Source organism: Protaetiibacter intestinalis (assembly GCF_003627075.1).
Classification (GTDB): domain Bacteria; phylum Actinomycetota; class Actinomycetes; order Actinomycetales; family Microbacteriaceae; genus Homoserinibacter; species Homoserinibacter intestinalis.
On record NZ_CP032630.1, the window covers coordinates 2,736,816 to 2,759,412 of the forward strand.

Below are 22,597 nucleotides of genomic sequence, written 5' to 3' on the forward strand. Positions count from 1 at the left end.
ATCGTGGCAGGAAGTGTCAAACGCTGCAGCGTCACGCCCCGCGCTGCGGGAACTGCCGCCGCGGGTGGGCAGGCGCTACAGCGTTCGACCACCCCACCCGTAGCATGGCGGCATGCTCGAACTGCTCACCGGGACGGGACTCGCGGCCGCGGCGGGACTCAACGCCTACATCCCGCTGCTCGTCATGGGACTCGCGGCGCGCTTCGACCTCGTCGGGCTGCCGAGCGGATGGACCTGGCTCTCGAACGAGTGGGTGCTCGTCATCATCGCCGTGCTGCTCGTCGTCGAGGTCATCGCCGACAAGGTGCCGGCCGTCGACACCGTCAACGACTGGATCCAGACCGTCATCCGACCCGCATCCGGCGGCATCGTGTTCGCGAGCGGCGTCGGCAGCGAGACGGTGGCCGTCTCGGACCCCCGGAGCTTCTTCGAGTCGGGCGCGTGGATCCCGGTGGCGATCGGCATCGGCCTGGCGCTGCTCGTGCACCTCGGCAAGATGGCGGTGCGGCCGGTCGCCAACCTCGCCACCGGGGGTGTCGCCGCGCCCGTGCTCAGCACGGCCGAGGACGGCGCGAGCCTCGTCATGGTGATCTTCGCGATCGTGGCCCCCGTGCTCGTGATCGTGGGGCTCGCCCTGCTCGTGCTCGGCTTCGTGCTGCTCGTGCTCCGCATCCGCCGCCGCCGTCGCGAACGTGCGGCCGCCGCATCCACCCCTCCTGCCTTCCTTCGGGAGGACGACGCGCCGTCGAAGTAGCGGCAGCGTCCGCCTGTACGGCGTGTCATCCTCCCGAACGCAACAAGCCGGGGGAAACGACGGATGGCCGGCCCCCGCGGGGACCGGCCATCCGGATGAGCGTCAGTCGCTCAGGAGTTGCTGCTGAGCTTCTCGCGCAGCGCGGCGAGCGACTCGTCGTCGGCGAGGGTGCCGCCCGAGACGCTCTCCGACGAGAACGAGTTACCGGACGACGGACGCGCGTCGAGCTCGGCCTCGGTCTCCTCGGCGGCGAGGATCTGCTTCTTGTGGGCCTCCCAGCGAGCCTGAGCGGCCGCGTACTCGGCCTCCCACGCGTCGCGCTGGGCCTCGAAGCCCTCGAGCCACTCGCCCGAGGTCGGGTCGAAGCCCTCCGGGTACTTGTAGTTGCCCTGCTCGTCGTACTCGGTGACCATGCCGTACAGCGCGGCGAGGCCCGAGTCGAACTCGGTGTTGTGCGGGTCGATGCCCTCGTTGGCCTGCTTGAGGCTCAGCGAGATGCGGCGACGCTCGAGGTCGATGTCGATGACCTTGACGAACACCTCGTCGCCGACCGACACGACCTGCTCGGCGAGCTCGACGTGCTTGCCCGACAGCTCCGAGATGTGCACGAGGCCCTCGATGCCGTCCGCGACGCGCACGAACGCACCGAACGGGACGAGCTTGGTGACCTTGCCCGGTGCGATCTGGCCGATCGCGTGGGTGCGGGCGAAGACCTGCCACGGGTCCTCCTGGGTCGCCTTGAGCGAGAGCGACACGCGCTCACGGTCGAGGTCGACCTCGAGGATCTCGACGGTGACCTCCTGGCCCACCTCGACGACCTCGGACGCGTGCTCGATGTGCTTCCACGAGAGCTCCGAGACGTGCACGAGGCCGTCCACGCCGCCGAGGTCGACGAAGGCGCCGAAGTTGACGATCGAGGACACGACGCCCTTGCGGACCTGGCCCTTCTGGAGGTTGTTGAGGAAGGTCGAACGCGACTCCGACTGGGTCTGCTCGAGGAGCGCACGACGGCTGAGGACCACGTTGTTGCGGTTCTTGTCGAGCTCGAGGATCTTCGCCTCGATCTCCTGGCCGAGGTACGGGGTGAGGTCGCGGACGCGGCGCAGCTCGATGAGCGAGGCCGGCAGGAAGCCGCGGAGGCCGATGTCGACGATCAGGCCGCCCTTGACGACCTCGATGACCGAACCGGTCACCACGCCGTCCGAGTCCTTGATCTTCTCGACGTCGCCCCAGGCGCGCTCGTACTGGGCGCGCTTCTTGGACAGGATGAGGCGACCCTCCTTGTCCTCCTTCTGGAGGACGAGCGCCTCGACGCTGTCGCCGACCGAGACGACCTCGGTGGGGTCCACATCGTGCTTGATGGAGAGTTCGCGCGAGGGGATGACACCCTCGGTCTTGTAGCCGACGTCGAGGAGGACCTCGTCGCGGTCGATCTTGACGACGGTGCCTTCGATGAGGTCTCCGTCGTTGAAGAACTTGAGGGTCTTCTCGACCGCGGCCAGGAAGTCTTCAGCAGATCCGATGTCGTCGATGGCGACCTGCTTGGTGGCCGAGGCGGTCGTTGCGGTAGTCATGTAGTGGGTGCTCCGGATAGGGACATGTCGAGGCCCGAGAAACGATGGAACTGGATGTGTTCCGCGGGCACGCGGATAGGGACGTCACGAAAGTGACTCTCCAGACTACCGCACCGCCCTGCGTTCTGCGACGATGTCGCGGATCGCGGGCTCGAGCAGCGGCTGACGGAACGCGTAACCGGCCCCCAGCAGCCGCTCCGGCAGCACCCAGCGGCTCTTGAGGAGCAGCTCGGTCTCGGTGCGGATGAGCCACGCCCCCACCTCGAGCACGGGCCGCGGCGCCGGGAGCCCGAACGGCATCCGCAGCGCACGGCGGATCGTGCGCATGAGCTCGACGTTCGTCACGGGATGCGGGGAGCTCAGGTTGACGACCCCGGCGAGCTCCGGATGCTGTTCGAGGAAGTCGATCGCCCCCGCGATGTCGTCGAGGTGGATCCAGCTGAACCGCTGGCGACCCCAGTGCGCGCCGAACACGTGCTGGGTGCCCGCGTCGCGTCGCGCGCGCGTCGAGAACCACGGGGTGTCCCACTGCGGACCGCCGAGGCCGAAGCGGGCGAGACGGAGCAGCGGCACGAGGGCGCTGCCGTCGCCAAGCACGATCGCGGTGCGGATCGCGACCCGCCGCGTGCCGGGTGCGTCGGCGGCGAAGAACGCCTCCTCCCACGCTCTCGCGATCGACACCGAGAACCCGGTTCCGAGCTCGCCGGACTCCTCCGTCTGGGGACGGTCCTCGGCGTGCCGGTAGATGGTCGCGGTCGAGGAGTTGATCCAGACCGGCGGCGGCGTGCTCGCGCCCTCGACCGCGCGCCCGAGTTCCGCGGTCGTCTCGACGCGCGATCGCAGGATCTCGGCACGGTTCTCGGGACCGTAGCGGCAGTTGACGCTCTTCCCGGCGAGGTTCACGAGCAGGGCGCTGCCGTCCAGCAGGCGCCGGATGCCGTCCGCATCGCCCCAGCGCACATCCGCCGTGCCGCGCCCGATCGTGCGAACCTCGCGTCCGGCGGCCCGCCATCCGTCGACGAGGTGACGGCCCATGAAGCCCGAAGCGCCCGCGACGACCACGGGCCCCGCGTCGCTCACGAGAACCCCGGCGCGACCGGTTCGATGCGGTACTCGAACGCCCCCGCGTACTCGTAGGCGCGCCCGACGAGCGGCAGGTCGAGGGTCAGGGCGACGTGCTGCCGCCCGTCCGCGAGGGTGCGTTCGTGCACCTCGATACGCGGCGCCCACGACGCCGGCAGCGAGAACCGCAGCCCGAACGCCCGGATGCCGACCCGGCCCGAGGTGATCCGCAGTCCGCCGTCCTCGGGCTCGACGTGCAGCTCGGCCACGATCCGCTCCCCCGCCCCAAGCCGTTGCCGCAGCCCCCGGCTCGTCCAGCTGATCCGGTCGGTCATCGTGCGATCCCCGTCCGCGAAGCGGAAGCGGCGCACCCCGATGAGCCCGTGCGGGGTCGGCACGTTCGCGATCGTGAACGGCACGTTGTGCGCCCACACGGGCCAGACGACGTTCCACCGCCCGAGGACGGCGAGCAGCGGCCAGAGCAGGCGACGCGGCGTGCCGACCGTCGTGAACACCCCCTCGCCGATGCCGTGCGAACCGTAGGGGGCGCCGCCGAAGTACGCCTGGAGCGCGGGCGAGAGCTCCTCGACGCGATGGCCGAGCGCGGACGCCCACGGCGCGCCCGCGTGCCGTCGCCGCGTCACGGGGCGAGGGCGGTGCGCAGGGTGTCGAGCCCGACGCCGCCGAGATCGAGCGCGTGCTTGTGGAAGGCGCGGAACGAGAACGCCGACCCCGCCCGACGCTGGGCGTCGTCGCGGATCTGCTCCCAGATGCGCTGCCCCACCTTGTAGGACGGCGCCTGCCCGGGCCAGCCCAGGTAGCGGTTGACCTCGAAACGCACGAAGGCGTCGTCCATGTTGACGTTGCGGCGCATGAACTCGAGCGCGAAGTCGGCATCCCACGTGCCCTCCGAGGAGAGCTCCTCGAGACCGCGCACGCGGGGCTTCGGCTTGCCGAGGTGCACGCCGATGTCGAGCACGACGCGCGCGGCGCGCATCCGCTGGCCGTCGAGCATGCCGAGCCGGTCGGCCGGGTCGTCGAGGTAGCCGAGCTCCTCCATGAGCCGTTCGGCGTAGAGCGCCCAACCCTCCGCGTGGCCGCTCGTGCCGGCGAGCTGGCGCCGCCAGAGGTTCAGCTCGCCGCGGTTGTGCACGGCCTGCCCGATCTGCAGGTGGTGTCCCGGCACGCCCTCGTGGAACACCGTGGTCTTCTCGCGCCACGTGTCGAACTCGGTGACGCCCTCGGGCACGCTCCACCACATCCGGCCCGGGCGGCTGAAGTCGTCGGACGGACCCGTGTAGTAGATCCCGCCGTCCTGGGTGGGGGCGATCATGCACTCGAGTGCGCGCACCGGCTCGGGGATGTCGAAGTGCGAGGCGCCCAGCTCGGCGACGACGCGGTCGCTCAGCTCCTGCATCCACGCCTTCAGCGCCTCGGTGCCGTGCAGCTTGCGGCTCGCGTCCCGCTCGAGGTGGGCCACGGCCTCCTCGACGCTCGCACCGGGGAGGATCTCGTGCGCGACGCGGGTCTGCTCCTCGATCATTCGCTCGAGCTCGCCGATGCCCCACTCGTAGGTCTCGTCGAGGTCGATCTCGGCACCCAGGAAGTGCCGCGAGCGCAGCGCGTACAGCTCGCGCCCCACGCCGTCGACCTCGGATGCCGCCGGCAGCAGCTCCCCCTCGAGGAAGTCGGCGAGCTCGCGGTACGCGGCGGCCGACACCTCGGCACCGCGGGCGAGGTCGGAGCGCAGACTCTCGGGCAGCTCGCCCGACTCGACGTCCGCACCGCCGACGAACTCGGCGAAGAACCCGTCCGTGCGCCCGTTGCGACGCGCCTGCTCGGCCACCTCCCGCACCTGACGCTTCGCGGGCACGACGCCCTCCGCGATACCCGCGCGCAGCGTCTCGATGTAGCCGGTCACCGCCCCCGGCAGGTTGCCGAGGCGCTCGGCGATCGTCGCCCAGTCCTCGGGCGTCGCGGTGGGCATGAGGTCGAACGACTCGCGGATCTCCTGGGCGGGCGAGGCGATCACGTTGAGGTCCCGCAGGTGCAGGCGTGCGTCGTGGGCCTCCAGCGACAGCCGGGACTCCGCGAGCAGGTCGGCCTTCGTGACCTCGTCGACCGCGTCGACCGGCTGGGCGGCCTCGAGCTCGCGCACGACCGCGCGCGTCGCCTCCGCGATCCGCTCGTGCCCCGCGGGCGAGAGGTCGCCGAACTCGCCCGTGCGGCCCGGCACGCCGATGTAGATCGCCACGTCGGGTGCGAGGTCGACGAGCGTCGCCACCCACCCCTCTGCGATGGTGTCGATCGGGGTGGTGGGGCGCGGTGCGGTCATGCTCTCCACCCTACGGTGGCGCGCCGACCCGGGAGCGGGACGTCCGGCCCGCGGCTACTCGAGGTCGAGGTCGCGCTCGAGCATCTCGACGAGGGCGTCGAGGGTCGCCGTGTCGTCGCTCGCGAGTGTCACCCGCTCGCCGTGGTCGATGCCGAGCGACAGCACGCCGAGGATGCTCGCGGCGTTGACGGTGCGCCCGGACGCGGTGGTCAGCGTCACGGGCAGCGTCGCCTGCGCGGCCGCCTGCGAGAACAGCGCGGCGGGCCGCGCGTGCAGGCCGACGCTCGAGGCGACGACGACGGTGCGTTCGGGCATCGGCTCTCCTCTCGGCCCCTTCGCCTGTGTGACGGTGCGGATGCGTTCCGTCTAGTGTGCGGCAGCGTCCCAGTTCGGGCCAGTCCCCAGCTGCACGTCGAGCGGCACCGAGAGCTCGGCCGCCCCCGCCATCCCGGCCGTGACGATGCCCGTGAGCGCCTCCCGCTCGCCCGGCGCGACCTCGAAGACGAGTTCGTCGTGCACCTGCAGGAGCATCCGGGATGCGAGCCCGGCGGCGCGGATCTCCGCGTCGATCGTGAGCATCGCGCGCTTGATGATGTCGGCCGCGGAGCCCTGGATGGGCGAGTTGAGCGCCTGCCGCTCGGCGTTCTCGCGCAGCACCCGGTTGGTGGAGCCCAGGTCGGAGAAGGGCCGGCGCCGACCGAAGATCGTCGTGGTGTACCCGTCGACGCGGGCCTGCTCGACGACGCCGCGCAGGTACTCGCGCACCGCGCCGAAGCGGGCGAAGTAGTCGGCCATCAGCTCGCGGGCCTCCGCCACCTCGATGCGCAGCTGCTTGCTGAGCCCGAAGGCCGACAGGCCGTAGGCGAGACCGTAGGACATCGCCTTGACCTTCGTGCGCATGGTCGGGGTGACGTCGGCGGGGGCGACGCCGAAGATGCGCGCCCCGACGAAGCGGTGCAGGTCCTCCCCCGAGCGGAACGCCTCGATGAGCCCCTCGTCCTCGGAGAGGTGCGCCATGATCCGCATCTCGATCTGCGAGTAGTCGGCCGTCAGCAGCGTCTCGAAGCCCTCGCCGGCGAGGAACGCCGACCGCACCTCGCGGCCGACCTCGGTCTTCACCGGGATGTTCTGCAGGTTCGGGTCGTTCGAGGAGATGCGGCCGGTGGCCGAGCCGGTCTGCTCGTAGGTGGTGTGGATGCGGGCGTCCTGCCCGATCGCGGTCTGCAGGGTCTCGACGATCTGCCGGATCTTGGTGGCGTCGCGGTGCTGCAGCAGCAGTTCGAGGAACGGATGCGGGTGCTGCTCCTGCAGGTCGGCCAGCGCCTGCGCGTCGGTCGAGTAGCCGGTCTTGTTGGAGCGGGTCTTCGGCATGCCGAGCTGGTCGAAGAGCACCTCCTGCAGCTGCTTCGGCGAGCCGAGGTTCACCTCCCGGCCGATCTCCGCGTAGGCCCGCTGGGCGATCTCAGCCGCCTGCGTGCCGAGGCGCGAGTTCAACTCGCCGAGCACGTCCGCCGAGACCGTGATGCCCTGCAGCTCCATGCGCGCGAGCACGGGCACGAGCGGCACCTCGATGTCGTGCTGCACCGAGAGGGAGCCCGGGTCGAGCCGTGCGTCGAGTTCGGCCTGCAACCGCACGAGGTACCAGGCCTCGGTGGCGGGGTTGAGGGCCTCCGTCTCGGGCACGAGCTGGCTCGGGTCGGGCTCGGGCAAGGTTTCGCCGAGGTAGTAGTAGACGAGCCCGCCGAGACTGTCGGCCTTGTTGCCGGGGCGCAGCAGCCACGCCGAGAGTGCCGTGTCGCCCGCCACGCCCGCAAGCTCGAGGCCCGCGGAGTGGAGCGTCTTGAGCTGCCGCTTGGCGTCGTGCAGGTACTTCGGGGCGTCGGAGGCGAGCCACTGCTCGAGTGCCGTGTAGTCGGGACGGCCCGGGGCCCAGGGCACCCACGCACTCTCGGTGAGGCTCGCGATGCCGAAGCCTTCGACCTGGCCGCCCACGGTCGCGATCCGCAACCCGAGCGGCAACGTGCCGTCCTTCGACTGCGTCTGCAGCCACTTCGCGAGCTCCTCGTCGATCATCGTGCGCACCACGGGGGCCGAGATCGCGGTGCTCTCCCCCGCCTCCGCGTCGACGAGCCCCGCATCCGCGGCCGCGCCCTCGATCTTGAACACCCGGTCGAGCAGGGTGCGGAACTGCAGCCGGTCGAACACCGCACGCACGGCTGTCGGGTCGATGGCCTCGCGCTCGAGGTCGGCCGGACCGTAGGGCAGCTCGACGTCGCGCACGAGACGGTTGAGCCGCCGGTTGCGCACGACGCGATCCTGCTGGTCGCGCAGGTTCTGCCCGACGACGCCCGTGATGGCGTCGGCGTGCGCGAGCAGCTCCTCGACCGTGCCGTACTGCTGGATCCACTTGACGGCCGTCTTCTCGCCGACCTTGTCGACGCCCGGCAGGTTGTCGCTCGTCTCGCCGACGAGTGCGGCGATCTCGGGGTACTGCTCGGGCCGGATGCCGTAGCGCTCGATCACCGCGTCGGTGTCGTAGGTCTTGAGCTCGCTCACCCCGCGCACGTTCGGGTAGAGCAGGGTGACGTCGTCGTCGACGAGCTGGATGGTGTCGCGGTCGCCCGAGACGACGAGCACGCGGTAGCCCTCGGCAGCGCCGCGGGTGGCGAGCGTGGCGAGGATGTCGTCCGCCTCGAAGTCCTCCTTCGAGAGCGTGCGGATGTTCATGGCGTGCAGCGCCTCCTCGAGCAGCGGCACCTGGCCGACGAACTCGGGAGGGGTCTCGCCGCGGGTGCCCTTGTACTCCGCGTACTCGCGCGTGCGGAACGAGTAGCGGGAGATGTCGAACGCGACCGCGAGATGGGTGGGCTTCTGCTGCTGGAGCAGGTTCAGCAGCATCGAGATGAACCCGTGGATGGCGTTGGTGTGCTGCCCGTCGCGGGTCACGAAGCTGTCGACCGGCAACGCGTAGAAGGCACGGAACGCCAGCGAGTGGCCGTCGATGAGCAGGAGCGTAGGCTTTTCTTCCGGCACGGCCCCAGCCTAGCGAGAGGGCCCGACACCCCACCGACGACCCGATGGAGCGCTCATGGTCATCCTCCCGCCCGACCTCGACCCGGAGCTCGTCGCCCGACTCGGCGACACCGGGGGCGGCCAGCTCGCCCAGAAGATGGGCATCGAGTTCCTCGAGCTGTCGGCCTCGTACTCGGTGGCCCGGATGCCGGTCGAGGGCAACCGCCAGGTCGTGGGGCTGCTGCACGGCGGCGCCCACGTCGTGCTCGGCGAGTCTCTCGGCTCGATCTCCTCGGCCATCCACGGCGGCCCCGGGCGTGTCGCGGTCGGCATCGAGATCAACGCGACCCACTCGCGCTCGATCACCGAGGGCTGGGTCACGGGCACCTGCACCGCGCTCGTGCTCGGCCGCACGCTGTGCACCCACGAGATCGTCATGACCGACGAGGAGGGCCGCCGGCTCTCGACGGTGCGGATGACGAACTACCTCCGCGATCGCTCGTAGCGCCAGCCCATCTCAAGGAGCCCGCGCGCATCCGGGCCCCACCAGCCTCAGAAGCCGACACCTGCCACACGAACTCCGTGAGACGGGTGGTGCGACTCCTTGAGATGGGACGGATGGCGCATACCGCTCGGCGCGTGCGGTCCGGGGCGGGTCGGCCGCCTCGTCCTATTTCTTGGGCGCGAGCTGGTCGATGATCGCCTGGGCGACGTCGTGCATGGTGAGGCGGCGATCCATCGACGCCTTCTGGATCCAGCGGAACGCCTCCGGCTCGGTGAGGCCCATCTTCTCGTTGAGCAGCCCCTTGGCGCGGTCGACGAGCTTGCGGGTCTCGAAGCGCTCGACCATGTCGGCGACCTCGGCCTCGAGGGTCACGATCTGCTGGTAGCGGCTGAGGGCGATCTCGATCGCCGGCAGCAGGTCGTTGGGCGTGAAGGGCTTCACGACGTAGGCGAGCGCGCCCGCCTCCGAGGCCCGCTCCACGAGCTCCTTCTGGCTGAAGGCGGTGAGCAGTACGACGGGCGCGATGTGGTTCTTGGTGAGGCGCTCCGCGGCGGAGATGCCGTCGAGCTGGGGCATCTTGACGTCCATGACGACGAGGTCGGGGCGCAGCTCGGTGGCGAGGGCCACGGCGGTCTCGCCGTCGCCGGCCTCCCCCACCACGTCGAAGCCGTTGTCGCGCAGGATCTCGACGATGTCGAGGCGAATCAGCGACTCGTCCTCCGCGACGACGACACGGCGGGGGGCGCTGGGGGTGGCTTCCGTCTCACTCACCTTTGAATCCTACGGTAACGTCAGGATGCCGCGAGGCTCCGGTTGCGGACCTCGCTCGCACCGGCCGGTGTGGCGGAATGGCAGACGCGACCGACTCAAAATCGGTTGTCCGTGAGGACGTGTGGGTTCGACCCCCACCACCGGCACCGCAGGGTATCCATCCGTGATCGGCGGGCGTAGCGTCGGCGCATGGCGTTCGATGTCGCCGCGGAGGCGTACGACCGGTTCATGGGCCGCTACTCCGGCCCGCTCGCGGAGGAGCTGCTCGAGGTCGCGGCGGCGGCGCCGGGCCAGCGGGTCCTCGATGTGGGCTGCGGTCCGGGCGCACTCACGGAACGCCTCGCGGCGATCGTCGGCCCGGATGCCGTGGCCGGCGTCGACCCGTCGGCGAGCTTCGTCGCGGCGGCTCGGATGCGCCTGCCCCGCGCCGACATCCGGCTCGCCTCCGCGGAGGCGCTGCCCTTCGACGATGCGTCGTTCGACGGCGTGTACGCCCATCTCGTGGTGCAGTTCATCCCCGACCAGCCGGCAGGACTCGCCGAGATGCGCCGGGTCGCGCGCCCGGGAGCTCGCGTCGCCGTGACGGCGTGGGATCAGACCGGCCGCGGCCCGCTCGCCGCCTACTGGGCCGCCGCGCACGCCGCCGATGCGCACGTCGTGGATGAGCTCTCGATGCGCGGGGTGCGCGAGGGCGAGCTCGCCGGGTTGCTGCGCGAGGCGGGGTTCGTCGACGTCGAGGCGATCGCACTGGAGGTGCCGGTGCACCATGCGACGTTCGAGGAGTGGTGGGAGCCGTACACGCTCGGCGTCGGTCCGGCGGGCGGCCACTTCCGGGCCAGCGACCCCGCCACGCGCGACCGCATCCGCGAGGAGGCCCGCAGCGCCCTCGGCGACGGCCCGATCACACTGCCCGGTCGCGCCTGGGGCGCCATCGGCGCCGCGCCCTGACGTCCCCGTACGCAACTCAGGAGACCCGCCGCATCCGTGCGCCATTGCACGGATGTCGAGGCGGATCTCCTGAGTTGTGGTGCGTGGGGGTCAGTCGGCGTGGTCGCCGGACTCCCACACGGGCGCGACCTTGTTGATCGCGTCGCCCACGACGTGCACGCGCAGGTCGTTCGTGGAGCCCGGGATGCCGGGAGGGGATCCCGAGATCACGACGACCTTGTCGCCGAGGCCCGCGAGCTTGTTCTCGAGCAGCACGGTGTCGACCTGGGCGTACATGGCGTCGGTGTGCGTGACGCGCTCGACCTTGAACGACTCGATGCCCCACGTGAGGTTCATGCGGCGACGGATCGATTCCTCGGGCGTGAAGGCCTTCATCGGGATGCGGAACCGCAAGCGCGACATGCGGCGCGCCGAGTCGCCCGACTCGGTGAAGACGCACACGTACTTCGCCTCGACGAAGGAGGCGACCTCCGCGGCCGCGAGCGTGATCGCGCCGCCCTGGGTGCGCGGCTTCGTGCCGAGCGGGGCGATGCGCTCGAGGCCGTGGTCCTCGGTGGACTCGATGATGCGCGCCATGGTCTGCACCGTCACGACCGGGTACTCGCCGACGCTCGTCTCGCCGGAGAGCATCACGGCATCCGCACCGTCGAGCACCGCGTTCGCGACGTCGGACGCCTCGGCACGGGTCGGCACGGGCGAGTGGGTCATCGACTCGAGCATCTGCGTCGCGACGATGACGGGCTTCGCCATGCGACGGCACAGCTCCACGGCGCGCTTCTGCACGACCGGCACCGCCTCGAGCGGCAGCTCGACGGCGAGGTCGCCGCGGGCGACCATGATGCCGTCGAAGGCGTCGATGATCTCCTCGAGGGCGTCGACCGCCTGCGGCTTCTCGATCTTCGCGATGACGGGGATCTTGCGCCCCTCCTCGGCCATGATCTCGTGCACGCGCGTGATGTCGCGGGCGTCGCGCACGAACGACAGCGCGATGTAGTCGGCGCCGAGGGCGAGGCCCCAGCGCAGGTCGGCCTCGTCCTTCTCGGACAGCGCCGGCACGTTGACCGCCACGCCGGGCAGGTTGATGCCCTTGTTGTTGGAGACGGGGCCCGCCACGACGACCTCGGTGCGCACGCGCACGCCGTCGGTGTCGAGCACGCGCACCTTGACCTTGCCGTCGTCGATCAGCAGGAAGTCGCCCGGCTTCACGTCCTGGGGCAGGCCCTTGAAGGTCGTGCCGACGAGCTCCTTGGTGCCCTCGACCTCCTCCGTGGTGATCGTGAAGATGTCGCCGACGCCGAGCTCGTGCGGGCCGGCGGCGAACTTGCCGAGGCGGATCTTCGGCCCCTGCAGGTCGACGAGCACGGCGACCGGCTGGCCCGCGTCGTCGGCGGCCCGACGCACGTTCGCGTAGACCTCCTCGTGCACCTCGTAGCTGCCGTGGCTGAGGTTCATCCGGGCGACGTTGACGCCCGCCTCGATGATGGCGCGGAGGTTCTCGTAGGACGACGTGGCAGGACCCAGCGTCGCGACGATCTTGGCTCGTCTCATGATTCCTTCAGTGTTTCGGGTGGTGGCGGATTCGGCGCCGGCTCAGAGGCCGATGCCGCGGTCGGTGGGGCGCACGGGGAACGGCAGCTGCGTGTCGCCCTCGAGGTAGCGGTCGACGGCGGATGCCACGGCGCGGCCCTCGGCGATCGCCCAGACGATGAGCGACTGGCCGCGGCCCGCGTCGCCCGCCACGAACACCCCGGGCTCGCTCGTGGCGTACTGCGCGTCGCGCGTGACGTTGCCGCGGGCGTCGAACGGCGTCCGCAGCTGGTCGCTGAGGGCGTCCTGCTCGGGACCGGTGAAGCCCATGGCGATGAGCACGAGGTCGGCGGGGATCTCGCGCTCGGTGCCCGACTTCGGCACGCGGCGGCCGTCGAGGTACTCGGTCTCGGCGACGCGCAGCGCGCGCACCTCGCCCGCCTCGTTGCCGAGGAACTCGACCGTGGAGGCGAGGAAGACGCGCTCGCCGCCCTCCTCGTGGGCGCTCGACACCTCGAACACCGTCGGGGTCATGGGCCACGGCTGGTGCTCGGGACGGTCGACGGGCGGCTGGTAGCCGATCGCGAGGTTCGTGACGCTCAGCGCGCCCTGACGGTGCGCGGTGCCGATGCAGTCGGCCCCCGTGTCGCCGCCGCCGATGACGATGACGTGCTTGCCGTGCGCGTCGATCTGGCCGGGCACGGTATCACCCGCGACGACCTTGTTCTGCTGCACGAGGTAGTCCATCGCGAAGTGCACGCCCATGAGGTCGCGGCCCGGGATGGGCAGCTCGCGCGGCACGGTCGCGCCGGTGGCGATGACGACCGCGTCGTAGCGCTCCTTGAGCTCGGCCCACGAGATGTCGACGCCGATCTCGACGCCCGCACGGAAGCGGGTGCCCTCGGCCTGCATCTGGGCGAGGCGCTGCTCGATCTGGCGCTTCTCCATCTTGAAGTCCGGGATGCCGTAGCGCAGCAGGCCGCCGATGCGGTCGTCGCGCTCGTAGACGGCGACCGTGTGGCCCGCGCGCGTGAGCTGCTGGGCGGCGGCGAGGCCCGCGGGGCCCGAGCCGACCACGGCGACCGTCTTGCCGGTGAGGCGCTCCGGCGGATGCGGCTGCACCCATCCGCTCTGGAAGGCCTGGTCGATGATCGACACCTCGACCTGCTTGATCGTCACGGGCGGCTGGTTGATGCCGAGCACGCACGCCGACTCGCAGGGCGCGGGGCACAGGCGCCCGGTGAACTCCGGGAAGTTGTTCGTCGCGTGCAGGCGCTCGATGGCCTGACGGCCCTCCCCGCGCCAGGTGAGGTCGTTCCACTCGGGGATCAGGTTGCCGAGCGGGCAGCCCTGGTGGCAGAACGGCACGCCGCAGTCCATGCAGCGGCCCGCCTGGCGGCGCAGCTGGGTGCGGTCCTGGTCCTCGTAGACCTCTTTCCAGTCCATGATGCGCACGGCGACCGGCCGGCGCTGCGGGAGCTCGCGCTCCTGGACCTTGAGGAATCCCTTCGGGTCGGCCATGGTCAGCCCCCCGTCACTTCGAGGATGCGACTCCAGACGATCTCACCGTCGGGGTCGAGTCCCTCGTCGGCCGCCTGGCGACGGGTCTCGAGCACCGCGGCGTAGTTGCGCGGCAGCACCTTCACGAAGGCGGACATGGTCTCCTCGATGTTCTCCAGCATCCGCTTCGCGAGGGCGGAGTCGGTCTCGGCGACGTGCTTCTCGAGCAGGTCGGTCACGATCGCGACGTCGGCGGATTCGAGCGGCAGCAGTTCGAGCTCGCCGCTCGCGAGCGACTCGCGGTTGACGCGCTCGGGCCGCAGCTCGTACACGTAGGCGGTGCCGCCCGACATGCCGGCGCCGAGGTTGCGTCCGGTGCCGCCGAGGATGACGGCGAGCCCACCGGTCATGTACTCGAGCGCGTGGTCGCCCACACCCTCGACGACGGCCGTGGCTCCCGAGTTGCGCACCAGGAACCGCTCCCCCACGACGCCGCGGATGAAGATCGAGCCGCGGGTGGCCCCGTAGCCGATGACGTTGCCGGCGATGACGTTGCGCTCGGCCGGGAACACCGCACCGCGCGGCGGACGCACGACGATCTGGCCGCCCGAGAGCCCCTTGCCGACGTAGTCGTTGGTGTCGCCCTCGAGGCGCAGCGTGATGCCGTGCGGCATGAACGCGCCGAGCGACTGGCCGGCCGAGCCGTTGAGGGTCACCTGGATGGTGCCCTCCGGCAGGCCGTGCTCACCGTGGCGCTTCGTGACCTCGTGGCCGAGCATCGTGCCGACGGCCCGCTCGGTGTTCTTGATGGCCAGCTCGAGCTCGATCGGCGTGCCGTGCTCGAGCGCGTCGGCGGCGAGGCGGATGAGCTCCTGGTCGAAGTGCTTCTCGAGCTCGTGCTCCTGGCCGCGACGGTTGCCCCGCGGCTCGTCCTCGGGGAACTCCGGGCCGACCAGCACGGGCGTGAGGTCGAGGCCGTCGGCCTTCCAGTGCTGCACGGCGCGGTCGACGTCGAGCAGCTCCGAGTGTCCGATCGCCTCGTCGAGCGAGCGGAAGCCGAGCTCGGCGAGGTACTCGCGCACCTCCTGCGCGAGGAACTCGAAGAACGTCTCCACGAACTCCGGCTTGCCGCTGAAACGCGCACGCAGCTCGGGGTTCTGGGTCGCCACGCCCACCGGACAGGTGTCGAGGTGGCACACGCGCATGAGGATGCAGCCCGAGACGACGAGCGGCGCCGTCGCGAAGCCGTACTCCTCGGCGCCCAGCAGCGCCGCGATCACGACGTCGCGCCCGGTCTTCATCTGCCCGTCGACCTGCACGACCACGCGGTCGCGCATGCCGTTGAGCATGAGGGTCTGCTGCGTCTCGGCGAGGCCGATCTCCCACGGCGTGCCCGCGTGCTTGAGCGAGTTGAGCGGGGAGGCGCCCGTGCCGCCGTCGTGGCCCGAGACGAGCACGACATCCGCCAGCGCCTTCGTGACACCCGCCGCGACGGCGCCGATGCCCGACTGGCTCACGAGCTTGACGTGCACGCGGGCCGAGGGGTTCGCGCGCTTGACGTCGAAGATGAGCTGCTTGAGGTCCTCGATCGAGTAGATGTCGTGGTGCGGCGGCGGCGAGATGAGGCCCACGCCGGGGGTCGAGTGACGCGTGCGCGCGACCCACGGGTACACCTTGGTGGCCATGAGCTGGCCGCCCTCGCCGGGCTTGGCACCCTGCGCCATCTTGATCTGGATGTCGGTGGCGTTGGTGAGGTAGAGGCTCGTCACGCCGAACCGGCCGGAGGCGACCTGCTTGATCCGGCTGCGGCGGGCCGGGTCGAGCAGACGGTCGACGTCCTCGCCGCCCTCGCCCGTGTTGGAGCGGCCGCCGATGCGGTTCATGGCGATCGCGAGGGTCTCGTGGGCTTCCTTGGAGATCGAGCCGTAGCTCATCGCGCCGGTGTTGAAGCGCTCGATGATCGACGAGATCGGCTCGACCTCGTCGATCGGCACCGCGGGGCGCTCCCCGTTCTTGATGCGGAACAGGCCGCGCAGCGTCATGAGGCGCTCCGCCTGCTCGTCGACCGACTTCGTGTACTCGCGGAACACGTCGAAGCGGCGGGCGCGCGTGGAGTGCTGCAGCTTGAAGACCGTCTCGGGGCTGAACAGGTGCGGCGGGCCCTCGCGGCGCCACTGGTACTCGCCGCCCGTCTCGAGCCGCTCGTGCACCTTCTCGCCCGCGTTCTCGGGGTAGGCGCTCGTGTGGCGGATGAGGTTCTCGGCCGCGATGACGTCGATGCCGACCCCGCCGAGCAGCGTCGTCGTGCCGGTGAAGTAGCGGTCGACGAACTCCTGGCTGAGACCGACCGCCTCGAAGGCCTGGGCGCCCGCGTAGGAGCCGATGACCGAGATGCCCATCTTGGACATGATCTTCAGCACGCCCTTGCCGAGCGCCTTGATGAGGTTCTTGACCGCCTTCTCCGGCGTGATGCCCGTGATGAAGCCCGTCGCGACGAGCTGCTCCGCGGTCTCCATCGCGAGGTAGGGGTTGATCGCCGAGGCGCCGTAGCCGAGCAGCAGCGCGGCGTGGTGCACCTCGCGGGCGTCGCCCGTCTCCACGATGATGCCCACCTGCATCCGCGTCTCCTGGCGGATGAGGTGGTGGTGGACGGCCGCGAGCATGAGCAGCGACGGGATGGGCGCGAGGTCCTTGTTGGAGTCGCGGTCCGAGAGCACGAGGAACTGCGCCCCCGCCTCGATGGCCGCGTCGGCCTCCGCGCACATCGCCTCGATGCGGTTCTGCATCGCGTCGTCGCCCGCGTCGAAGCGGTAGAGACCCCGGATGGTGTGCGTGAGGCGCTTGCCGTCCTCGGAGCCGATGCGGATGATCTTCGCGAGCTCGTCGTTGCCGATCACCGGGAAGTCGAGCACGATCTGGCGGGCGTGCTCGGGCGTCGCCGCCAGCAGGTTGCGCTCGGGGCCGAGGCCCAGCCGCATCGAGGTGACGACCTCTTCGCGGATCGAGTCGAGCGGCGGGTTGGTGACCTGCGCGAACGCCTGGGTGAAGTAGTCGAAGATGAGGCGCGGACGGTCCGAGAGCACGGCGATGGGCGTGTCGGAGCCCATCGCGCCGAGCGGCTCGGCGCCGTTCTGCGCCATCGGGGTGAGGAGGATGCGCACCTCCTCCTCGGTGTAGCCGAAGGTGCGCTGGCGGCGCGTGACGGATGCCGCGGTGTGCACGACGTGCTCGCGCGGCGGCAGGTCCTCGAGCTCGATGCGGTTGCGCTCGACCCACTCGGCGTAGGGCTCGGCGGCCGCGAGCTGCGACTTGATCTCGTCGTCCTCGATGATGCGGCCCTCGACCGTGTCGATGAGGAACATCCGGCCCGGGCGCAGGCGGCCCTTGCGCACGATCTTGTCGGCCGGGAAGTCGAGCACGCCGATCTCGCTCGCGAGCACGACGAGGCCGTCGTCGGTCACCAGGAAGCGGCCGGGTCGCAGCCCGTTGCGGTCGAGCGTCGCACCGACGAGCGAGCCGTCGGTGAAGACGAGGGCGGCCGGGCCGTCCCACGGCTCCATGAGCGCCGAGTGGTAGTCGTAGAAGCCGCGGCGGGCCGGGTCGATGTCGACCTGGTTCTCCCAGGCCTCCGGCACCATCATCATGATCGCGTGCGGCAGGCTGCGGCCGCCGAGCGTCAGCAGCTCGACGACCTCGTCGAACGAGGCGGAGTCGCTCGCGCCCTCCGAGACGATCGGGAACAGCGGACGCAGGTCGCCGAGGTCCTCGGAGTGCAGCTGCGACTGGCGCGCGCGCATCCAGTTGCGGTTGCCCTGCACGGTGTTGATCTCGCCGTTGTGCGCGATCATCCGGAACGGCTGCGCGAGCGGCCACGAGGGGAAGGTGTTGGTGGAGTACCGCGAGTGCACGAGGGCGAGCTTCGTGGCGAAGCGCTCGTCCGAGAGGTCGGGGTAGAACGGCTCGAGCTGGAGCGTCGTGACCATGCCCTTGTAGACGAGGGTGCGGCTCGACAGCGACGGCAGGTAGGAGCCGAGCTCCCGCTCGGCGCGCTTGCGCAGGCGGAAGGTGAGCCGGTCGAGCGCGATGCCCGCGAGCGGCTTGCCGTCGGCGTCGGTGCGGGCGGAGGTCACGAAGAGCTGCTCGAAGGCCGGCGCGGCCTCGCGCGCGAGCGTGCCGAGGTGCTCGGGGTCGGTCGGCACGTCACGCCAGCCGAGCACCTCGAGGCCCTCCTCGACGGCGATCCGGCCGATCGCCTCCTTCTCGGCGGCGCGCTGGGCGTCGTCGAGCGGCAGGAAGGCCATGCCGACCGCGTAGCGGCCGACCGGCGGCAGTTCGAAGCCCGCTACGGCGCGCAGGAAGGCATCCGGGATCTGGGTGATGATGCCGGCACCGTCACCCGTGCCGGCGTCGGAGCCGACCGCACCGCGGTGCTCGAGGTGCCGCAGCGCGTCGAGCGCGTTCGTCACGATGTCGTGGCCCGCGGTGCCGCGCAGCGTCGCCACCATGGCGAGCCCGCAGGCGTCCTTCTCGAACCGCGGGTTGTAGAGGCCCTGGGCGTCGGGGACCGCGCTGAAGCGCCCGAACGGGTCGGGCGAGCCCGGTGGGGTGGGGGTGTCGTGCTGTGACATGTCGACCGTCCTCACAAGGAAGCTGGATGTGGGACGTCGATGTCCCGACGAAGAGAGGGAGATTCCGGATCCGCCGTCAGCAGCGGTCCGGTTCGTCGGCGAGGTGCGCGAACTATTTTGTCCGGGTCGAACCGCTTGTGGCGGCAGCTTCGGTGACCTCCGAGGCGCCATCGCCCGGCTCGTCCGAATCCGAGTAGGTGTCCTCGGAGTCTACCGCAGCCGCGGACTCGGGTCGGCGCCCCGGCTGGTAGGCGTCCGGCTCGACCCCCGGGTGACGGCGGGACTGCACGGCGATGATGATGAGGCCGAGCAGGATCGCCCCGAGGGCCGCCCACACGTTCGACCGGATGCCGAGGAAGGTCTCGCTCGGGTCGAGGCGGATCGACTCGAACCAGCTGCGGCCCACGCCGTACCAGACGAGGTAGAGGCCGAGCACCTTGCCCCACTGCCAGTTGTCGCGGCGGGTGAGCAGCGGCAGCAGCTTTCCGGGCACGCGGGTGATCTTCTCGGTGACGAGGATGATGAGGACGAAGCCGGCGAGGTTCCAGAGGATCTCGTAGAGGAACGTCGGGTGGAACAGCACGTCGTCCGGGATGCCCTCGGGGATCGCCGCGTTCGGCCGGTCGATCTCGAGGCCCCACGGGAGGTCGGTGGGCAGGCCGAAGAGCTCCTGGTTGAACCAGTTGCCGAGCCGACCGAACGCCTGCGCGACGAGGAGCGTCGGCGCGATGGCATCCGCGACCGTCCAGAACCGCAGGCCCGTGATGCGGCAGCCGATCCACACGCCGAGCGCGCCGAAGATGAGCGCGCCGAAGATGGCGCCGCCGCCCTCCCAGATGGCCCAGATGCTGCCGGAGACGAAGGGGTTCCACCAGTTCTCGTGGCCCGGGCCGAAGTAGTCGTCCGGGTGGGTGGCCACGTGGTACAGGCGCGCCCCGATGATGCCGAGCACGACGGCCCAGATGCCCACGTCGACGATGATCCACGGCTCGGCGCCGCGGCGGGTCAGGCGCCGGTTGGTGAGCAGCACGGCCGCGAAGATGCCGACGATGATGACGATCGCGTACGTCGTGATGCGCAGCGACAGGCTCGCATCCACCGCGGGGAAGATCGCGTGCAGCCACTCGCCGTAGGGGATGTGCAGCTGCTTCCACTCGGGAGGCGGGCTGGGGATGCTGATGGGGGCTGCGAACACGTCGTGAGTCTACTTTCCCTGGGACAGTGCGGATGCCACCCGGGCGACCCCGGACACGCCGCCCTCGGCGAGGGCGCCGACGAGCTTGGCGCCCACGATCGCGCCGTCGGCGTAGCTCAGCACCTCGGCGACCTGCTCGGGCGTCGAGATGCCGATGCCGACGCACGCGGCGATCGTCTCGGGGCCCGTCGCGCCCGCCGTGCGCAACCGCGCGACGAGCTCACGGGCGCGGGCGTCCACCTGGGCGCGGGCGCCCGTGATGCCCATCGTCGAGACGGCGTACACGAAGCCGCGGCTCGCCGCCACGGTGTCGGCGATGCGGGCGTCGGTCGACGAGGGCGCCGCGAGGAACACCCGGTCGAGGCCGGTGCGCTCGCTCTCGGCGATCCAGTCGGCGGCGGAGTCGGGGGTGATGTCGGGCGTGATGAGGCCCGCTCCCCCGGCGTCGCGCAGCGCGTCGGCGAAACGCGCGACGCCGTACTGCACGACGGGGTTCCAGTAGGTCATGACGAGCACGGGGGCGTCCACGCGGCTGCGCACGGCCTCCACGGCGGTGAAAACGTCGCGCACCCGGAAGCCGTTCGCGAGGGCCTGCTGGGTGGCCTTCTGGATCGCGAGGCCGTCCATCACCGGGTCGGAGTAGGGCAGGCCGAGCTCGAGCGCGTCGACGCCGTTCTCGACGAGCGCGACGGCCGCGTCGATCGACTCCTCGAGGGTCGGGAAGCCGACCGGCAGGTAGCCGACGAGCGCACCGGAACCGGTGATCGCCGTCGAGACGCTCGTCACGACTGCACCGCCCCGTCGTCGAAGAGGTCGAACCAGCGGCCCGCGGTCGCGACGTCCTTGTCGCCGCGACCCGAGAGGTTCACGAGCAGCACGGCGTCCGGACCGAGCTCGCGCCCGATCCGCAGCGCCCCCGCGAGGGCGTGCGCCGACTCGATGGCGGGGATGATGCCCTCGGTGCGGCTCAGCAGCCGCAGCGCCTCCATCGCCTCCGTGTCGGTGGCGGGCTGGTAGCTCGCGCGGCCGATGTCGGCGAGGTAGGCGTGCTCGGGGCCGACGCCCGGGTAGTCGAGGCCCGCCGAGATCGAGTGCGACTCGATCGTCTGGCCGTCCTCGTCCTGCAGCAGGTAGCTGCGGGCGCCGTGAAGGATGCCGGGACGCCCGCGTTCGATGGATGCCGCGTGCCGCTCGGTGTCGACGCCGTCGCCCGCCGCCTCGATGCCGTAGAGCGCCACGCCCTCGTCGTCGAGGAAGGCGTCGAAGATGCCGATCGCGTTCGAGCCGCCGCCGACGCAGGCGATCACGGCATCCGGGAGGCGGCCGACGCCCGCGAGCAGCTGGGCGCGCGCCTCCTCGCCGATGACCGACTGGAAGTCGCGCACCATCGCCGGGAACGGGTGGGGTCCCGCCGCGGTGCCGAAGATGTAGTTGGTGGTCTCGACGCTCGTGACCCACTCGCGGTAGGCCTCGTTGATGGCGTCCTTGAGGGTGCGCGAGCCCGTCGTGACCGAGACGACCTCGGCGCCGAGCAGCCGCATCCGGGCCACGTTGAGCGCCTGGCGCTGCGTGTCGACCTCGCCCATGTAGATCGTGCAGTCGAGGCCGAAGAGGGCCGCGGCCGTCGCGGTGGCGACGCCGTGCTGGCCGGCGCCGGTCTCGGCGATGACGCGCGTCTTGCCGATCCGGCGGGTGAGCAGGGCCTGGCCGAGCACGTTGTTGATCTTGTGGGAGCCGGTGTGGTTGAGGTCCTCGCGCTTGAGGAAGACCCGTGCGCCGCCCGCGTGCTCGGCGAAGCGCGGCACCTCGGTGACGATCGACGGACGGCCGGTGTAGCTGCGGTGCAGCTCGTCGAGCTCGGCCTGGAACGCCGGGTCGGCCTTGGCCTCCTCGTAGGCGGCCGCGAGCTCGTCGATCGCCGCGATGAGCGACTCGGGCATGAAGCGCCCGCCGTACTCGCCGAAGAACGGGCCGGGCAGAGCGCGCAGGCTCGCCCGGATGCCGGCGCTCATCCCGCCGCCAGGAAGGTCTCGAGGGTGGCGACCGGGTCGTCTCCCGTCACGAGCGCCTCGCCGATGAGCACGACGTCGGCACCCGAGGCGCGGTAGTGGGCCACGTCGGCAGGCGAGGACACGGCCGACTCGGCCACCCGGATGACGCCCGCCGGGATCGAGTCGGCGAGCGTGCCGAACAGGTCGCGGTCGAGCTGGAACGTCGACAGGTCGCGCGCGTTGACGCCCACGACACCCGCACCGATCTCGAGCGCGCGCTCGACCTCGGACGCCGAGTGCGCCTCGACGAGCGCCGTCATGCCGAGCTGGCCGATGAGCTCGTGGAGCTCCGCGAGCACGGGCTGCTCGAGCGCGGCCACGATGAGCAGCACGAGGTCGGCACCCGCGGCGCGCGCCTCGAACACCTGGTACGGCTCGGCGATGAAGTCCTTGCGCAGCACGGGCAGCTCGACGGCCGCGCGCACGTCGCGCAGGTCGTCGAGCGATCCGCCGAAGCGGCGCTGCTCGGTGAGCACGCTGATCGCGCTCGCCCCACCGGTCTGGTACGAGACGGCGAGGCCCGCGGGATCGCGGATCTCGGCGAGCGAACCGCGCGAGGGGCTCGCACGTTTCACCTCGGCGATGATCTTGACGCGCTCGGCGGGCGCGAGCGCCGCATGGGCGTCACGCGGCGCGGGCGCGGCCAGCGCATCCGCCTCGACCTCGGCGAGACTGCGGGCAGCGCGACGGTCCGAGGCGTCCGCGAGGGCCCCGGCGACGAGTTCCGAGAGCACG

Annotated in this window: 17 protein-coding genes and 1 tRNA gene; 4 read left to right on the top strand and 14 right to left on the bottom strand. The window is 71.0% G+C overall.

What is annotated here, in order from left to right; translation table 11 throughout:
* Positions 1 to 112 precede the first annotated feature (112 nt).
* Positions 113 to 754: a DUF4126 domain-containing protein gene (locus D7I47_RS12930; protein WP_120763440.1), complete on the top strand. Its 642-nt coding sequence runs from the start codon at positions 113 to 115 to the stop codon at positions 752 to 754.
* A gap of 110 nt (positions 755 to 864) precedes the next feature.
* Here the strand turns inward: D7I47_RS12930 and rpsA are convergent, their stop codons facing one another.
* The 6 genes from rpsA to polA form a co-directional block, all read right to left on the bottom strand.
* The gene (rpsA, locus tag D7I47_RS12935; RefSeq protein ID WP_120763441.1) at positions 865 to 2,328 is read right to left on the bottom strand and encodes a 30S ribosomal protein S1; all 1,464 of its coding nucleotides are present in this window, start codon (positions 2,326 to 2,328) and stop codon (positions 865 to 867) included.
* Between the two features lie 105 nt (positions 2,329 to 2,433).
* The gene (locus D7I47_RS12940) at positions 2,434 to 3,363 is read right to left on the bottom strand and encodes an epimerase (protein ID WP_120763982.1); all 930 of its coding nucleotides are present in this window, start codon (positions 3,361 to 3,363) and stop codon (positions 2,434 to 2,436) included.
* A 41-nt stretch (positions 3,364 to 3,404) separates the two neighbouring features.
* Positions 3,405 to 4,034 carry a DUF4166 domain-containing protein gene (locus D7I47_RS12945; RefSeq protein ID WP_120763442.1) on the bottom strand — a complete coding sequence of 210 codons (630 nt, stop codon included), beginning with the start codon at positions 4,032 to 4,034 and terminating at the stop codon, positions 3,405 to 3,407.
* Positions 4,031 to 5,725 (bottom strand): DUF885 domain-containing protein, encoded by a 1,695-nt coding sequence (locus D7I47_RS12950; protein WP_120763443.1) that lies wholly within the window; start codon positions 5,723 to 5,725, stop codon positions 4,031 to 4,033. Before D7I47_RS12950 ends, D7I47_RS12945 begins: the two co-directional genes overlap by 4 nt.
* A 54-nt stretch (positions 5,726 to 5,779) precedes the next feature.
* Complete coding sequence (locus D7I47_RS12955; protein WP_120763444.1) at positions 5,780 to 6,040, bottom strand: HPr family phosphocarrier protein; 261 nt, start codon at positions 6,038 to 6,040, stop codon at positions 5,780 to 5,782.
* A gap of 51 nt (positions 6,041 to 6,091) precedes the next feature.
* Entirely contained in the window at positions 6,092 to 8,758 is a 2,667-nt protein-coding gene (gene polA / locus D7I47_RS12960) for a DNA polymerase I (protein WP_120763445.1), read from the bottom strand.
* A 55-nt stretch (positions 8,759 to 8,813) separates the two neighbouring features.
* On the opposite strand from polA, the gene D7I47_RS12965 reads away from it, so the two are divergent.
* Entirely contained in the window at positions 8,814 to 9,242 is a 429-nt protein-coding gene (locus tag D7I47_RS12965) for a PaaI family thioesterase (protein ID WP_120763446.1), read from the top strand.
* A gap of 165 nt (positions 9,243 to 9,407) precedes the next feature.
* On the opposite strand, the gene D7I47_RS12970 is transcribed toward D7I47_RS12965, so the two are convergent.
* Positions 9,408 to 10,013, bottom strand: coding sequence for an ANTAR domain-containing response regulator (locus D7I47_RS12970; RefSeq protein WP_120763447.1), 606 nt, complete (start codon positions 10,011 to 10,013; stop codon positions 9,408 to 9,410).
* A gap of 63 nt (positions 10,014 to 10,076) precedes the next feature.
* Here D7I47_RS12970 and D7I47_RS12975 point away from each other — a divergent pair.
* Positions 10,077 to 10,159, top strand: a tRNA-Leu gene (locus D7I47_RS12975).
* A 43-nt stretch (positions 10,160 to 10,202) separates the two neighbouring features.
* The gene (locus D7I47_RS12980; protein WP_120763448.1) at positions 10,203 to 10,961 is read left to right on the top strand and encodes a class I SAM-dependent methyltransferase; all 759 of its coding nucleotides are present in this window, start codon (positions 10,203 to 10,205) and stop codon (positions 10,959 to 10,961) included.
* 90 nt (positions 10,962 to 11,051) lie between these two features.
* Here the strand turns inward: D7I47_RS12980 and pyk are convergent, their stop codons facing one another.
* The 7 genes from pyk to trpC form a co-directional block, all read right to left on the bottom strand.
* Positions 11,052 to 12,509, bottom strand: a complete 1,458-nt coding sequence (gene pyk, locus D7I47_RS12985; RefSeq protein ID WP_120763449.1) for a pyruvate kinase — start codon at positions 12,507 to 12,509, stop codon at positions 11,052 to 11,054.
* Positions 12,510 to 12,551: 42 nt separating this feature from the next.
* Positions 12,552 to 14,009 (bottom strand): glutamate synthase subunit beta, encoded by a 1,458-nt coding sequence (locus D7I47_RS12990; protein WP_120763450.1) that lies wholly within the window; start codon positions 14,007 to 14,009, stop codon positions 12,552 to 12,554.
* A 2-nt stretch (positions 14,010 to 14,011) separates the two neighbouring features.
* Complete coding sequence (gene gltB, locus D7I47_RS12995; RefSeq protein WP_120763451.1) at positions 14,012 to 18,616, bottom strand: glutamate synthase large subunit; 4,605 nt, start codon at positions 18,614 to 18,616, stop codon at positions 14,012 to 14,014.
* Positions 18,617 to 18,728: 112 nt separating this feature from the next.
* Positions 18,729 to 19,811, bottom strand: a complete 1,083-nt coding sequence (gene lgt / locus D7I47_RS13000) for a prolipoprotein diacylglyceryl transferase (RefSeq protein WP_405083439.1) — start codon at positions 19,809 to 19,811, stop codon at positions 18,729 to 18,731.
* A 9-nt stretch (positions 19,812 to 19,820) separates the two neighbouring features.
* Positions 19,821 to 20,597 (bottom strand): tryptophan synthase subunit alpha, encoded by a 777-nt coding sequence (trpA, locus tag D7I47_RS13005; protein ID WP_120763452.1) that lies wholly within the window; start codon positions 20,595 to 20,597, stop codon positions 19,821 to 19,823.
* Positions 20,594 to 21,823, bottom strand: a complete 1,230-nt coding sequence (gene trpB / locus D7I47_RS13010) for a tryptophan synthase subunit beta (protein ID WP_120763453.1) — start codon at positions 21,821 to 21,823, stop codon at positions 20,594 to 20,596. The genes trpA and trpB overlap by 4 nt, the downstream gene beginning before the upstream one ends.
* A complete protein-coding gene (gene trpC, locus D7I47_RS13015; protein ID WP_120763454.1) occupies positions 21,820 to 22,596 on the bottom strand; it encodes an indole-3-glycerol phosphate synthase TrpC in 777 nt (258 codons plus the stop codon). Before trpC ends, trpB begins: the two co-directional genes overlap by 4 nt.
* Position 22,597 lies beyond the last annotated feature (1 nt).